Raw genomic sequence first — 14,061 nt, forward strand, 5'->3', positions numbered from 1 at the left:
ATAATTGAAGTCTAGGTGGATTTCCTGCGATCCGTGCATGAGCTGCCGCAGGCTGCGGCAGCTCTTGCACGGGGATCTACGGCAGCTCGCGGCAGGCGTAGAAAGCACTCAGCACTTTGACCAGATGCGCCAGGTCGTGGCTGCCGCACAGTTCACGGATCGAGTGCATGGCGAACGTCGGAAGGCCGATGTCCACGGTGCGCACACCCAGGTGACTGGCGGTGATCGGGCCGATGGTCGAGCCGCAGCCCATGTCGCTGCGCACCACGAAGCTCTGCACCGGTACTTCTTCGGCCATGCACAAATGGCGGAAGAAACCAGCGGTTTCGCTGTTGGTGGCGTAGCGCTGATTGCTGTTGACCTTGATCACCGGGCCAGCGTTGAGTTTCGGGCCGTGGTTGGCGTCGTGCTTGTCGGCGTAGTTGGGGTGCACGCCGTGGGCATTGTCGGCCGAAACCAGCAGGGATTTCTGAATGGTGCGTACGAATTCGTCACCTTCGGGCAACAGGCGACGCAGGGTTTGTTCGAGCATCGGGCCATCGGCGCCGCAAGCAGAACAGGAACCGACTTCTTCGTGATCATTGCAGACCAGTACACAAGTTTCGTCGGTGTCGGCGGTCAGCAACGCTTGCAGGCCGGCGTAGCACGACAGCAGGTTGTCCAGGCGGGCGCCAGCGATGAAATCACCGTGAAGGCCGATAACCGCGGCACTTTGCGTATCGTAGAAGCTCAGCTCGTAATCGAGCACCACATCGGCATTCAAGCCGTGCTCGCGGGCGAGTTGGTCGGTGATCACAGCGCGGAAATCCACGCGCTCGTCACCGGCGAATTGCGCCAGCACCGGTGGCAATTCGGTCTGGGCATTGATCGCCCAGCCCATGTTGGCCTCACGATTGAGGTGAATGGCCAGGTTCGGAATGATTGCGATCGGTGCCTTGAAGTCGATCAACTGGCTCTCGACCTTACCGTCACGGCGGAAGGTCACGCGGCCGGCCAGGGACAGGTCACGATCGAACCACGGTGCCAGCAGCGCGCCGCCATACACTTCGACGCCCAGTTGCCAGAAGCCTTGGCGTTGCAGTTCCGGTTGCGGCTTGACCCGCAGGCACGGGCTGTCGGTGTGGGCGCCGACCAGGCGAATGCCGCCGTGCAGCGGCGAATGGCGGCCCATTTTGATCGCAACGATCGAAGAGTCGTTACGCGTGACGTAGTAGCGACCATTGGCTTCGGTGGACCAGGGCTCACGCTCGTCCAGGCGTTGATAACCTGCTGCTTCCAGTCGCTGAACAAGGCTGGCAGTGGCATGGAACGGGGTAGGGGAGGCCTTGAGAAAGTCGATCAGGCCTTGGTTCAACTCTTCGCGCATAAGAAGCTCCAGACAGCAATGGCGCCAGTTTAACGTATTGGTCAGAGAATTGGCGGGGGACTGCTGACTAGCAAATCCCTACAGAGGGCATTGGCTACTAGAACGGTGCCGGGCACTCAAAGCGCAGGCGTTCGCCACTTTGCGGATGAGTGAAGCTGAGCATGCTCGCGTGCAGGCACAGGCGAGGCCAGGCGGCCAGGGCTTGTTCGTGAGCATAGAGCCCGTCGCCCAGCAGTGGGTGACCGATCGACAGCATATGCACACGCAACTGGTGCGAGCGTCCGGTGATCGGCGTGAGCTCGACGCGGCACCAGTCGCCACAGCGTTCCAGTACGCGCCAGAAGGTCAGGGCGTTTTTACCGAACTCATGGTCGACCACATGGCGTGGCTTGGTCGGCGGATCATAGCGCAGCGGTAAATCGATGCTGCCGCTGTCCAGCTCGGGCTGGCCCCAGCACAGCGCGGTGTACGCCTTTTCAGTTTCGCGGTCGTGAAATTGGCGGGACAGCTCACGGTGCGTATCGGGATCGCGAGCCAGCAGGATGATGCCGGAGGTTTCCCAGTCCAGGCGATGGACGATGCGGGCTTCCGGGTAACCGTTTTCCTGCAGGCGGGTAATCAGGCAATCCTTGTTGTCATCGGCCCGACCTGGGACGGAGAGCAGCAAGGTGGGTTTGTTCACCACCAGAACGGCGGCATCCTGATGAATGATTTGGACATTGGACAGCGGCATTAAAACAGCCTCGTAACAAACGCCAACGGCGGCTCAGGTCTCCCGCTCTCTGTAGGAGCAAAGCTTGCTCGCGATTTAGGCAACTCGGTATTCAGATAAACCGAGGTGATGCTATCGCGAGCAAGTTTTGCTCCTGCAAAATGCGGGAAAACCTGAACCGCCGTGGCTCCAGCCGGATCGACTCAGCGATCTGGCAGGGTGATATTGAGTTCCAGAATCGAGCAGCTGCCCTGGCTTTCCAGTGCGACGTGCACGTCATCGGACCCGATATTGACGTACTTGCGAATCACCTCGACCAGTTCCTTCTGCAAGGCTGGCAGGTAGTCCGGGGTACTGCGTTGGCCGCGTTCGTGCGCCACGATGATCTGTAGACGCTCTTTCGCTACCGACGCGGTGCTTTGCTTTTTGTTGGCACGAAAGAAGTCAAAAAGGTTCATTGCTTAGTTGCCTCCAAACAGGCGCTCGAAGAATCCCTTCTTCTGTACATCGAGGAATCGATGATCCACGGTCTTGCCCAGCAGGCGATCTACGGTATCGCTGTAGGCCTGGCCGGCATCGCTCTGGTCGTCGAGGATCACGGGAACGCCCTGGTTGGATGCCTTGAGCACCGCCTGGGATTCCGGGATCACGCCGAGCAGGGTTACCGAGAGGATTTCCTTGACGTCTTCTACGCCGAGCATTTCGCCTTTGCTCACACGTTCCGGGTGATAACGGGTAATCAGCAAGTGTTCCTTGATCGGGTCTTCGCCGCGTTCGGCGCGACGGGACTTGCTGGCCAGCAGGCCGAGCATGCGGTCGGAATCTCGAACCGAGGACACTTCCGGGTTGGTCACGACGATCGCTTCGTCAGCGAAGTACATGGCCAGGTGGGCACCTTTCTCGATGCCTGCCGGGGAGTCGCAGACCACGAACTCAAAGTCTTCCTTGAGTTGCATCAGGACTTTTTCCACGCCTTCGACGGTCAGCGCGTCTTTGTCGCGGGTCTGGCTGGCGGCCAGGACGTAGAGGTTTTCCAGGCGCTTGTCTTTGATCAGGGCCTGTTGCAGGTTGGCTTCGCCGTTGACCACGTTGACGAAGTCATACACCACGCGACGTTCGCAACCCATGATCAGGTCGAGGTTACGCAAACCCACGTCGAAGTCGACGATCACTGTTTTGTGGCCGCGCAGAGCGAGGCCGGTACCGATAGCGGCGCTGGTGGTGGTCTTACCCACACCACCCTTGCCGGATGTAACCACGAGAATCTTGGCCAAGGTGTTTCACCCCTAAGGAAAAAGGACTTTTAGCCCCTGAAAAACATCTCTTGAAAACTACTGCAGTCGGACAGCCTTGGCTGGAGTTCGGTTGTGAGCGGCGTTTACCCCCGGTAAACACTGCTTTTGGCCTGTTTCCTACTTCGTTTGAGCCGTTTTCGCTACGTTTTAGAGATGCTTGGAAAATGCGGCAGTATCCGTTAAAGCCGAATGATGTTCAACACATCGCCCGACAGGCTGACCTGTACGCCCGAACCCCATAACGTGTCGCGACGCAGGTCTTCGGAGACCTTGTAATGTCCTGCGATCGAAACCAGTTCAGCGCTCATTTGCTGACAGAAAATCCTGGCCTTGGTGTCGCCTTTGACGCCGGCCAACACCCGGCCACGCATGGGGCCGTATACATGGATGTTGCCATCGGCGAGAAGTTCCGCCCCAGGACTGACCGAGGAGATCACCACCAGGTCGCTGCCTTGTGCATAAATCTGCTGGCCACCGCGTACTGGCGAAGTGATGATTTTGGTCGGTTTGATCGTCGGCTCCGGCGGTTTTTCCGGTTTTTTTGCAACGGCGCCTTCGTTCAGGTCCAGCGCACGCTCACGCGCGCCGGAGGGCGGCAGCACCGGCAGATCGACCGCGATGGCCGCAGCGATGTCTTCAATGCGGCTGGCACGGATCGCCAGGGTGCGCAGGCCATGCTGGCGGCAGACGCGCATCAGGCCCGGCAGATCGACCGCACCTTCGCTGGCCGGGAGTTTGTCCAGGGCCAGTACCAGCGGCGCATTGCTGAAAAAACCAGGCGCCTGGGCGACCTTGGCGGCCAATTGCCGGTCGAGGCCCTCGAGGTCGTTACGGGCCAGTTCCAGCACCGTAATGGCGAGCATGCTGCCCTTCAGCTGGAACACGGGATCTTGGTCTAGCGGTTCGGTTTGGCTCATGGTCGGCATACAACGACTTGTCACTAAAAGTGCCGAGACTTATAACGAGAACGCCCGCAGGCCGCAAGCCGGGTCGAACGATGTAGAATGCGCGGCCATTGTCTTAACGGATGCATTAATGGATCGCCCGCGTTTTCGAAAAACCTTTCTCTCTCCACGTTTCTGGCCGCTGTGGTGTGGCTTGGGGCTGTTGTGGCTGATCGTCCAGTTGCCGTATCCGGCATTGTTGTGGCTCGGTCGCGCGCTCGGCGCCTTGATGTATCGCGTGGCGGGCGACCGACGGCGCATCGCCAAGCGCAATCTGGAGCTGTGTTTCCCGGAAAAGTCCGCGGCCGAGCGCAAGCGCCTGCTCAAGGAAAACTTCGCCTCCACCGGCATCGCGTTCTTCGAAATGGCCATGAGCTGGTGGTGGTCACGCGAGCGGTTGGCGAAGCTGGCACACATTGAAGGGCTGGAGCATTTGCAGCAGGCCCAGCGTGAAGGCAAGGGCGTGATCCTGATGGCGGTGCATTTCACCACCCTGGAAATCGGTGCGGCGCTGTTGGGCCAGCAGCACACCATCGACGGCATGTACCGCGAGCACAAGAACCCGTTGTTCGACTTCGTCCAGCGCCAGGGACGTGAGCGCCACAACCTCGATTCGCTGGCGGTGGAGCGTGAAGATGTGCGCGGCATGCTCAAGCTGCTGCGGGCCGGCCGGGCAATCTGGTACGCGCCGGATCAGGACTACGGCGCCAAGCAAAGCATTTTCGTGCCGCTGTTCGGCATCCAGGCTGCAACCGTCACCGCCACCAGCAAGTTTGCGCGGCTGGGCAAGGCGCTGGTGGTGCCGTTCACCCAGGAGCGTCTGGCGGATGGCAGCGGTTATCGTCTGGTCATCCATGCGCCGCTCGAAGGCTTCCCCGGCGAAACCGAAGAGGCCGATTGCCTGCGTATCAACCAATGGATCGAAGGCGTGTTGCGCGAATGTCCGGAGCAATACCTGTGGGCGCACCGCCGCTTCAAGAGTCGTCCACCGGGCGAGCCCAAACTCTACGCAAAACGCGGTTGACCCGCCGCCCCCAATAAGCACCATGGAGTGTTGCAATGAGTCCTGCTGAACCGGTAACTGGTTTGATTCTTTCCGGTGGCGGGGCGCGGGCGGCCTATCAGGTGGGCGTGCTGGCGGCAATTGCCGAGCTTTTGCCCCTGGGTGCGGACAATCCGTTTCCGGTGATTGTCGGCACCTCGGCCGGGGCGATCAATGCAGTCAGCCTGGCCAGCGGCGCCACGGATTTTCGCGCTGCCATCGAACGCTTGACTGTCTTCTGGCAGGGCTTTCGCAGTCGCCTGGTGCTGCGCAGCGACTGGCCAGGCGTCATCCATCAGGCCAGCCGCTTTGTCAGCCACAGTTTGCTGGGGCTCGGTGCTCAGGTGCCGGTTGCGCTGCTTGACAGCTCGCCGCTGCGCCGTTTGCTCAACGACAAGTTGCAGATGACCGGCATCGCCGAATCCATCGCACAAAAGCAGTTGAAGGCGGTGGCGGTGACGGCATTCGGTTACGAGTCGGGGCAGGCCGTGACGTTTTACCAGGGCGGCGGCACAATCGAAGCCTGGTTGCGTCATCGCCGGATCGGCGTTCCTGCGCAATTGTCCGTTGATCACCTGCTGGCCAGTTCAGCCATTCCACTGCTGTTCGCCCCGGTGAAAATCGGCGAGGAATATTTCGGCGATGGCGCGGTGCGGCAGTCAGCACCGATCAGCCCGGCGCTGCACCTGGGCGCCAATCGTGTGCTGGTGGTGGGCGTCAGCGGCAACCCGCGAGGCGTCGACCCCGAGCATCCGTTGCAACGTGTCTACACCGGCCAGCAACCGACGCTGGCGCAAATCGGTGGGCATATGCTCAACAGTACGTTCATCGACAGCCTGGAAAGCGATATCGAGTTGTTGCGCCGCTTGAATCAGTTCAGCCACCTCATGCCCGACGGTACGCCGACGCGCACCTTGGGCGTGGCGCCTGTTGATGTATTGGTGATTTCACCGAGTCAGCCGATCGACGAGATTGCTGCACGCCATCGCCAAGAACTGCCCGCGGCATTGCGGCTGTTTCTGCGCGGACCGGGAGCGACCAAGACCAGTGGCGCGGGGGTGTTGAGTTATCTGCTGTTCGAGGCGGGGTATTGCAGCGAATTGATTGATCTGGGGCGGCGGGATGCGTTGGCCAAGCGCGAAGAGTTGAGCCGGTTTCTTGGGTTGACGCAATCTGTTTCGGCTTGAGATTGGCGGTGCGACCTTCGCGGGCAAGCCACGCTCCTGCAGGTTTTGTGGCGTCCGCCAATTATATGAGCGACACAAAAACCTGTAGGAGCGTGGCTTGCCCGCGAAGGCGTGCTTACAGACGCCGAAGGATCAGAAGTGAACCTTGACCAGGAAACTGGTCACGCTCTGATCGGTCTTGAAGCCCTGGCTGTCTTCAATCCCGTACTTGTTCTTCCAGTAGTCATACTCGACACCGACGTACAACTGCTTCTCGCCCAGGCTCAGTGCCTTGCCCAGGTCGTATTTGATCTGTGGATTGAAGTGCAGGTTGGCGTGATATTCGCCTTTGTCGTTGACGTCGTTGTCGACCACCCAGTCCATGAAACCATCGATCAGGATGTCTGAGTCGCCGACCGGGACTGTGTACGACCAGACTGGCGAGACTTGCCACACGTCATCCCCCGCGCGACTGCCTTCAGTGTGGCGGTTGTAGAAGTTCAGTTGGAAATAATCAAAGCCCGGAATGGCCAGATCGAAACCCGGACCGATCAGGTAGGACTCGGTGTCGTTTTCACCGAACTCGTAGGTCATGGCCAACAGCACGTCTTTGATCGGGCCGAATTCGACTTTCTGGTCGAAGATCTTGTTGAACGACAGCCGTGGGCTGAGTTCGCCGTAATGGGTGTTTTCACCGGCGAAGCCGTCTTCCTTGCCGTTGTAGAAAATTTTGTCGATAAAGAAGAAGTTATCGCCGTATTTCCAGCCGTCGGCGTGTTCGAAGGTCACCGTTTGCTGAATGCGCGGGTTGACCTGGAAGTCTTTGCCATACAAATAAGTCAGGCTGTTGTTCTGCCATTGCAGCAGATCGCCCGCCATCGCCTGTCCCCCCGCCAGCATGGATCCCGCCAGCATCAGGCTAGTGCACGTACGTTTCATTCGGTTGCTCCCAAAAAGTAGGTGTTCCACGTATTTTTTTTAAAGTCGGCGCTCTGGTGTGGCGCCTTTTTTCGTTGCGGTAAATATTCATCCAATCGGTCAGCTTTCATGCTGTTAGCAAGAGCTGCGCCAAGGCATTCGAAAAGCAAAAAAACTCCCGCTCGGCTGCTCAAAAACAGTCGATTGAGAGGGGTATGGGGATGCCTTGATACCGTCCAGCGCCGGGATAAGTTGGCTTTCTGGTCAGGAATTAAATCCGGGCTTTTTTTTAAAGCGGATTCAGGCGGCCGCGGAGAATACTGACTCCTTGGCCAGGTCTCAAGTGCCCCGCAACAGCGCACCGACGACAGGTGTGGGGCACGGTTGCGGGTCATTTCAGAAATGCACCTTCACCAGCAGGCTGGTGGTGTTCTCATTGGTGTCGAAGCTGGCGGTGTTTTCGATGCCGTACTTGTCTTTCCAGTAGCTGTACTCGGCGCCGACATACACCTGTTTCTCCCGCCAGCCCAGGGCTTTGCCCAGGTCGTATTTGATCTGCGGATTGAAATGCACGTTGGCGTGGTAGGTGCCGCGCGAGTTCTGATCGTTATCCACAACCCAGTCGATGTAGCCGTCGATCAACAGGCTTGAATTGCCCAACGGCACGGTATAGGACCAGGCCGGGGTGATCTGCCAGACATCGTCGCCGGGGCGCGAACCTTCGGTGTGGCGGTTATAGAAGTTCAGGGTGAAAAAATTGAAGCCGGGGATCGCGAGGTCGAAGCCGGGGCCGATCAGGTAGGCCTCGGTGTCGTCTTCACCATTCTCGTAGGTCATGGCCAGCAGCACGTCCTTGATCGGGCCGAATTCGAAACGGCGGTCGAGGATTTTGCCGAGGGACAAACGCGGACTGAACTCGCCGTAATAGGCGTGGACGCCTTTGTTGCGGTCCTTCTCGCCGTTGTAGTAAGTGCTGTCGATGAACATGAAGTTATCGCCGTACTTCCAGCGGTCGGCGTGCTCGAAGGTTATCGTCTGCTGGATCGACGGGTTGACCGCGAAGTCCTTGCCGTACAGATAGCTCAGGCTGTTGGTCTGCCACAGCAGCAAATCGCCGGCCATGGCCTGGCTAGCAGCCAGCAGGCCAGCACCCAACAGCAGGTTGGTTGTAGTCCGAATCATCTGTTGCTCCCTCTTGTTGTTATTTTCAAGGCGCAGCAAACCCCTACCCTGTAAGAGCGAGACTGCTCCGGGCGGCGTTCCGACGATGGTCGTCAACGATTACGCGTGTTATCTGGATAACGCGGTGTTCTCGGGTCCATCGTCGGAACGCCGCCCGGAGCAGGCTCGCTCCTACAGGGGCGGCGTTTCTGTCTTAGTGGGCGTGGCAGTCGTTGATGGCCGCGCGCTCGGCGCCGCCAAGAATGTTGAACAACAGGTTCAGCGTGAGCGCGCTGAGGGTGGCCATGGCGATACCGCTGTGGGTGATCGGGCTCATCCACAGCGGAAGGTGGGCAAAAAATTCCGGACGGACCACCGGGATCAGGCCCATGCCGATGCTCACCGCTACCAGCAACTGATTGCGACGGTCACCGATGTCGGCCTCCTGAAGAATCTTGATGCCCGTGGCGGCAACCATGCCGAACATCGCAATCGCCGCGCCACCCAATACCGCTGGCGGAATCGACGCCACCAGGAATGCGGCCTTGGGCAGCAGGCTCAAGACGATCAACAAGCCGCCGGCGACGATGGTCACCGAACGGCAGCGTACGCCGGTCATCTGCACCAGGCCGATGTTCTGGGCGAAGGACGAGTGAGTGAAGGTGTTGAAAAAGCCTGCGAAAAACGACGCGCCGGCATCACACAACAAGCCGCGGCGCAGCATTCGCGGGCAGACTTCCTGGCCGGTAATTTTGCCCAGCGCGAGGAACATCCCGGTGGACTCGACGAAAATGATTACCACGACAAGGCACATCGAAAGGATCGGCGCGAGTTCGAACTTCGGCATGCCGAAGTGCAGCGGGGTGACGAATTGCAGCCATGGCGCTTGGGCCATGCCGCTGAGGTCGACCAGGCCGAGCACGCCACAGAGCACGTAGCCCAGGCACATGCCGATCAGCACGGAAATGTTGACCCAGAAACCGCGCATGAAGCGGTGCACCAGCAAAATGGTACCCAGCACCAGCGCGGCGATGATCAGGTAAATCGGTGAGCCGAATTGGCTGGCGCTGGCACCGCCGCCGGCCCAGTTCACGGCCACGGGGAACAGCGACAAACCGATCGAGGTGATGACCGTACCGGTCACCAGAGGCGGGAAGAAGCGCACGACCTTGGACATGAACGGGGCGATGAGCATGCCGAAGAAGCCGGCAGCGATGGTCGCACCGAAGATGCCTTGCATGCCGATGCCAGGCATGCCGGCCATGGCGACCATGCTGCCGACAGCGGCAAAACTGGCGCCCATCATCACCGGCATGCGGATGCCCATGGGGCCGATACCAAGAGATTGAACGATGGTGGCGATGCCGGCGACCAGCAGGTCGGCGTTGATCAGGAAGGCGATTTCTTCACGACTCAGGCCAGCGGCCTGTCCGATGATCAGCGGCACCGCGATGGCGCCACCGTACATCAGCAGAACATGTTGCAGACCGACCAGAATCAGTTGCAATAGGGGCAATCGCTGAATGGCGGGTGCGTCGGGGATGCGTGCTTTGGAGAGCTCGGACATGCAACACCTCGGATCTTTTTTATTCTTGTGATTTTTGTAAGGCAGACCTGTGGCGAGGGAGCTTGCTCCCGCTGGACTGCGCAGCAGTCCCCTTCTTTTCAGATAGAGAGGGGGCCGCTTCGCGTCCCAGCGGGAGCATCCCTTGCCACAAAAGCCCGCTTGTCACAGGCTTTTGTGTTGCTTAGTTGGTCGGAGCTCCCTGCACAATCCAGGCGCCGATCAGGTCACGTTCCTGCTGAGTCATCTGAGTGATGTTGCCCAGTGGCATGATCTGAGTGGCGACGGCTTGAGCCTGGATCCGCGCGGCGTTCTGGCGGATCTGCTCGGGGGTGTCGAACATCACTCCGCCCGGGGCAGCGCTGAACAGTGGGCTGGTCGGTTTGGCCGAGTGGCAGACCGAGCAGCGTTCCTGAATCACACTGTGCACTTTGTCAAAGCTCGGACCGGCGTTGGTCGCTTGCGCCGGGGCGGCGGCAGGCGTTTCTGCGGGTTTGGTTTCGGCCGGTTTCAAACCACCACCCACTGCAGTTTCCGGCAATGGCTGGTATTCAATGGCAGCAGGGGCCTTGGCTACTTCGGGGGCGCTGGACATCGGCTTCGGACCGGACACGTACGCCAGGCAAATCATGCCCACCGCTGCCACCGGCAGGGTCCAGGCAAATTTGTGGCTGTCGTGACGGGTGTTGAAGTAGTGACGCACCAACACCGCCAGCACCGCGATCCCGGCCAGAATCAGCCAGTTGTACTGGCTGCCGTAGGTGCTCGGGAAGTGGTTGCTGATCATGATGAACAGCACGGGCAAGGTGAAGTAGTTGTTGTGGCGCGAACGCAGCAAGCCTTTGGCTGGCAGCGCCGGGTCCGGCGTGCGATTCTCGGCGATGGCCGCCACCAGTGCGCGTTGCGCCGGCATGATGATGCGGAACACGTTGCCGACCATGATGGTGCCGATGATCGCGCCGACGTGCAGGTACGCACCACGACCGCTGAACACCTTGCTGAAGCCATAGGCCGCGCCGATGATCAGGACGAACAGGATGAAGCCGAGCAGGGCAGGGCGTTTGCCCAGGGCCGAGTCGCAAAGGAAGGAGTAGACGAACCAGCCGATGAACAGCGAGCCGATGCCGATGGCCACGCCTTCAGGACCGCTCAGGGTGCTGCCCGGAGCCAGCAGGTAGAGCGTCGGGTTGGAGTAGAACACCACGCACAGCAGCGCGATACCCGACATCCAGGTGAAGTAGGCTTCCCATTTGAACCAGTGCAGGTTGTCCGGCATGGTCGGTGGAGCCAGTTTGTATTTTTCCAGGTGGTAGATACCGCCGCCGTGGATCGCCCACAAATCACCGGCCAGACCGCTTTTCGGGTTGACCCGATTGAGGTTGTTTTCCAGCCAGACGAAGTAGAACGATGCGCCGATCCAGGCCACACCAGTAATCATATGAACCCAGCGCACGCTCAGGTTCAGCCATTCCAACAGATGTGCTTCCACAGTCTTTACCTCTCGCCTGTCACTCTTGTTGTCGAGTGATCAGACCTTCTCTTATTGGTGGGGGGCGAGGATCAAACGCTCATCCTCTTTGAAAAAATGCTCATCGCAGTTATTGCCTGTGCCACTGCGATCAACCACCAGGAAGTCATCCCGCTTTTCGATCGTCAGCACCGGGTGGTGCCAGACGCCGCGATGGTAATTAATGCCCTGCCTGCCGTTGGTGACGAAGGCGCGGACCAAGCCTGATACAGGTTCATCGCCAACTGGCGCGACCACGATCAGAAAGGGGTTGCCGAGCAGCGGAATGAAAGCCTGGCTGCCCAGCGGATGGCGCTCCAGCATGCTGACGGTCAGCGGCATGTCCTGCGCGTCGGCGCGGAAAATGCTGATGATCGCTTTGTCCTCCGGCGTAGCGGTTTCCACCGTCGCCAGTTTATGGAAGCGCATAGTCGAACCGTTGTTGATCATGAAGTGATCGCTGCCGTCGGTTTCGATCACGTCACCGAAAGGAGCGAAGGCTTCTTTGGTCAGCGGTTCAATCGTCAATGTGCGCATGCTGGTCTTCTTACCTTGAATTCTGTGTTGATTATTGTGGCGAGGGAGCTTGCTCCCGCTGGACTGCGCAGCAGTCCCTTTTTTGGGGCCGCTTCGCAGCCCAGCGGGAGCAAGCTCCCTCGCCACAGGTTCAGCGCTTACTTCGCAACCTTGCCCAATACGCGCAGGCGGCTGACGCCACCGTCCGGGAACACGTTCAGGCGGATGTGGGTGATTGGGCCCAGTGCCTTGATCTGCTCGGCGAAGGTGTGTTCGGCGTGCATTTCCAGCTTCTGGCTTGGCAGCAGTTCGCGCCAGAACAGCGACTGGGTTTCGATCTGGCTGTCGGTACCGCCCTTGACGAACGCGCCCTGGATCGAGCAGCTGTCCGGGTAGTTGCCTTTGAAGTGCAGGGTGTCGACGATGATTTTCTCGATCTCGCCCGGGTGACCCAGCGCGACGATCACCCAGTCATTGCCCGGGGTGCGACGACGTGCGGTTTCCCAGCCATCGCCCATGTTGATGCCACGGCCCGGGTTGAGGATGTTGCTCATGCGGCCGAAGTGTTCATCGGAGCAGGCGAGGGCGCGGCCACCGTTGAGGGCGGCTGCCAGGTCGACTTGCTCGTTGTCGCCGACAGCGGACCAGTCGCGGAACGGAATGCCATAGACGCGCAGACGGGCAACACCACCATCCGGGTAGATGTTGAAGCGCAGGTGGCTGAACGCCTGGTCGTTGCTGATTTCGTGGTAGTGGTGGCTATTGCCTTGCAGTTCGACGGCGGACAGCACTTCGGTCCACTGGGTGTTTTCGTTCGGCTCGCCTTCGGCCAGGAAGCAGGCTTCCAGGGAGGCCGACGGCGGGAAGTTGCCGGTGAAGAATGAAGTGTCGATGTCGACGCCCTTGATCGATCCCGGTACGCCCAGGCGGATCACAGCGCTGTCGTAGCCTTCAAAGCGCTTGCGGCGCGACTCCCAGCCGTCCATCCACTTGCCGTTGTCATCGAACACGCCCTCCTTCCAAACGGCCGGGGTCGGTTGGAACAGACGGTTGGCGTCTGCGAACCAGTCATCGGTGACCGAGATGATTTTGGTGCCCAGGCGGGCGTCGGCCAGGTTGACGAACTTCTCGAAAGGTACGGCGTAAGCTTTCATTCTTCTTGTCTGCCTTTAATAAGTTGGCTTGGGATGCTTGCAAGGCCCTGGGTACTGTTTGCGTTTGAAAGTACTCGGGCCAGGCTTGCTATAGGGTCAGTAATCGGAACAGGGCGATCTTGTTGATCTCCGCCAGCGCGCATTTGAATTCGGTGTCTGCCGAGTTGTGAATGCGCGTTTCGAACGCCGCGAGGATCTGATGCCGGTTGCTGCCTTTTACCGCCATGATGAAGGGAAACTTGAACTTGGCCTTGTAGGCGTCGTTCAGCTCGGTGAAGCGCTGGAACTCTTCGGCCGTGCATTGGTGAATACCGGCGCCAGCCTGTTCATTGGTGCTGGCTTCGGTCAGTTGGCCCTGGACGGCGGCTTTGCCGGCCAGGTCCGGGTGAGCGTTGATCAGGGCCAGTTGGCTTTGCTGATCGGCACTCAACAGGATGTCGCTCATGCGCTGGTGCAGGGTTTCGATCTCGTCGATCGAGGCGTCCTGGCCCAGGTCGAAGGCCTTCTCGGCCACCCATGGCGAATGTTCGTAGATGTCGGCGAAGGCTTTGACGAAGGCGTCGCGGCTCAAGGTCGATGGTTTCACTGTTTGAAAGGCGCTCATTTCGCGGCCCCTTGGTACGGGTGGGTTGCTTGCCAGTGACGCGCGATGTCGACGCGGCGGCTGAACCACACCTGTTCATGACTTTTAGCGTATTCGATAAAGCGCTTGAGCG

15 protein-coding genes and 1 pseudogene are annotated in these 14,061 nt (G+C 59.5%); 2 read left to right on the forward strand and 14 right to left on the reverse strand.

Annotation, left to right across the window (positions count from 1 at the left end; genetic code table 11):
• Positions 1 to 76: 76 nt before the first annotated feature.
• From D8V06_RS27165 to minC, 5 genes are all read right to left on the reverse strand, one after another.
• Positions 77 to 1,366, reverse strand: a complete 1,290-nt coding sequence (locus tag D8V06_RS27165; RefSeq protein ID WP_056853852.1) for a M18 family aminopeptidase — start codon at positions 1,364 to 1,366, stop codon at positions 77 to 79.
• A 97-nt stretch (positions 1,367 to 1,463) separates the two neighbouring features.
• A complete protein-coding gene (locus D8V06_RS27170) occupies positions 1,464 to 2,099 on the reverse strand; it encodes an RluA family pseudouridine synthase (RefSeq protein ID WP_056853851.1) in 636 nt (211 codons plus the stop codon).
• 182 nt (positions 2,100 to 2,281) lie between these two features.
• Positions 2,282 to 2,536 (reverse strand): cell division topological specificity factor MinE, encoded by a 255-nt coding sequence (gene minE, locus D8V06_RS27175; RefSeq protein WP_007974947.1) that lies wholly within the window; start codon positions 2,534 to 2,536, stop codon positions 2,282 to 2,284.
• 3 nt (positions 2,537 to 2,539) lie between these two features.
• The gene (gene minD / locus D8V06_RS27180) at positions 2,540 to 3,352 is read right to left on the reverse strand and encodes a septum site-determining protein MinD (protein WP_007974946.1); all 813 of its coding nucleotides are present in this window, start codon (positions 3,350 to 3,352) and stop codon (positions 2,540 to 2,542) included.
• A 200-nt stretch (positions 3,353 to 3,552) separates the two neighbouring features.
• The gene (gene minC, locus D8V06_RS27185; protein ID WP_130932170.1) at positions 3,553 to 4,290 is read right to left on the reverse strand and encodes a septum site-determining protein MinC; all 738 of its coding nucleotides are present in this window, start codon (positions 4,288 to 4,290) and stop codon (positions 3,553 to 3,555) included.
• A gap of 118 nt (positions 4,291 to 4,408) precedes the next feature.
• Here minC and D8V06_RS27190 point away from each other — a divergent pair, with 118 nt between their 5' ends.
• The gene (locus D8V06_RS27190; protein WP_056853850.1) at positions 4,409 to 5,341 is read left to right on the forward strand and encodes a lipid A biosynthesis lauroyl acyltransferase; all 933 of its coding nucleotides are present in this window, start codon (positions 4,409 to 4,411) and stop codon (positions 5,339 to 5,341) included.
• A 35-nt stretch (positions 5,342 to 5,376) separates the two neighbouring features.
• Positions 5,377 to 6,546 carry a patatin-like phospholipase family protein gene (locus tag D8V06_RS27195; protein WP_130932171.1) on the forward strand — a complete coding sequence of 390 codons (1,170 nt, stop codon included), beginning with the start codon at positions 5,377 to 5,379 and terminating at the stop codon, positions 6,544 to 6,546.
• A 132-nt stretch (positions 6,547 to 6,678) separates the two neighbouring features.
• On the opposite strand, the gene D8V06_RS27200 is transcribed toward D8V06_RS27195, so the two are convergent.
• From D8V06_RS27200 to D8V06_RS27250, 9 genes and pseudogenes are all read right to left on the reverse strand, one after another.
• Positions 6,679 to 7,464, reverse strand: a complete 786-nt coding sequence (locus tag D8V06_RS27200; RefSeq protein WP_130932172.1) for an outer membrane protein OmpK — start codon at positions 7,462 to 7,464, stop codon at positions 6,679 to 6,681.
• Complete coding sequence (locus D8V06_RS27205; RefSeq protein ID WP_130932173.1) at positions 7,461 to 7,838, reverse strand: hypothetical protein; 378 nt, start codon at positions 7,836 to 7,838, stop codon at positions 7,461 to 7,463. Before D8V06_RS27205 ends, D8V06_RS27200 begins: the two co-directional genes overlap by 4 nt.
• Position 7,839: 1 nt before the next feature.
• On the reverse strand, positions 7,840 to 8,625 hold the full coding sequence (locus D8V06_RS27210) for an outer membrane protein OmpK (protein WP_130932174.1): 786 nt from the start codon (positions 8,623 to 8,625) through the stop codon (positions 7,840 to 7,842).
• A gap of 193 nt (positions 8,626 to 8,818) precedes the next feature.
• Positions 8,819 to 10,171: a nucleobase:cation symporter-2 family protein gene (locus D8V06_RS27215; protein ID WP_130932175.1), complete on the reverse strand. Its 1,353-nt coding sequence runs from the start codon at positions 10,169 to 10,171 to the stop codon at positions 8,819 to 8,821.
• Between the two features lie 181 nt (positions 10,172 to 10,352).
• Complete coding sequence (locus tag D8V06_RS27225) at positions 10,353 to 11,657, reverse strand: urate hydroxylase PuuD (protein WP_130932176.1); 1,305 nt, start codon at positions 11,655 to 11,657, stop codon at positions 10,353 to 10,355.
• 51 nt (positions 11,658 to 11,708) lie between these two features.
• Positions 11,709 to 12,212, reverse strand: a complete 504-nt coding sequence (locus D8V06_RS27230; protein WP_056853843.1) for an ureidoglycolate lyase — start codon at positions 12,210 to 12,212, stop codon at positions 11,709 to 11,711.
• A gap of 137 nt (positions 12,213 to 12,349) precedes the next feature.
• On the reverse strand, positions 12,350 to 13,345 hold the full coding sequence (gene alc, locus D8V06_RS27240) for an allantoicase (RefSeq protein WP_056853842.1): 996 nt from the start codon (positions 13,343 to 13,345) through the stop codon (positions 12,350 to 12,352).
• Between the two features lie 88 nt (positions 13,346 to 13,433).
• Positions 13,434 to 13,949, reverse strand: a complete 516-nt coding sequence (gene uraD, locus D8V06_RS27245; RefSeq protein WP_056853841.1) for a 2-oxo-4-hydroxy-4-carboxy-5-ureidoimidazoline decarboxylase — start codon at positions 13,947 to 13,949, stop codon at positions 13,434 to 13,436.
• A pseudogene (locus D8V06_RS27250) lies at positions 13,946 to 14,061 on the reverse strand (allantoinase); the annotation flags it as partial. The pseudogene D8V06_RS27250 and the gene uraD, both read right to left, overlap by 4 nt.

Source organism: Pseudomonas sp. Sample_24 (assembly GCF_004307605.1).
Lineage (GTDB): Bacteria > Pseudomonadota > Gammaproteobacteria > Pseudomonadales > Pseudomonadaceae > Aquipseudomonas.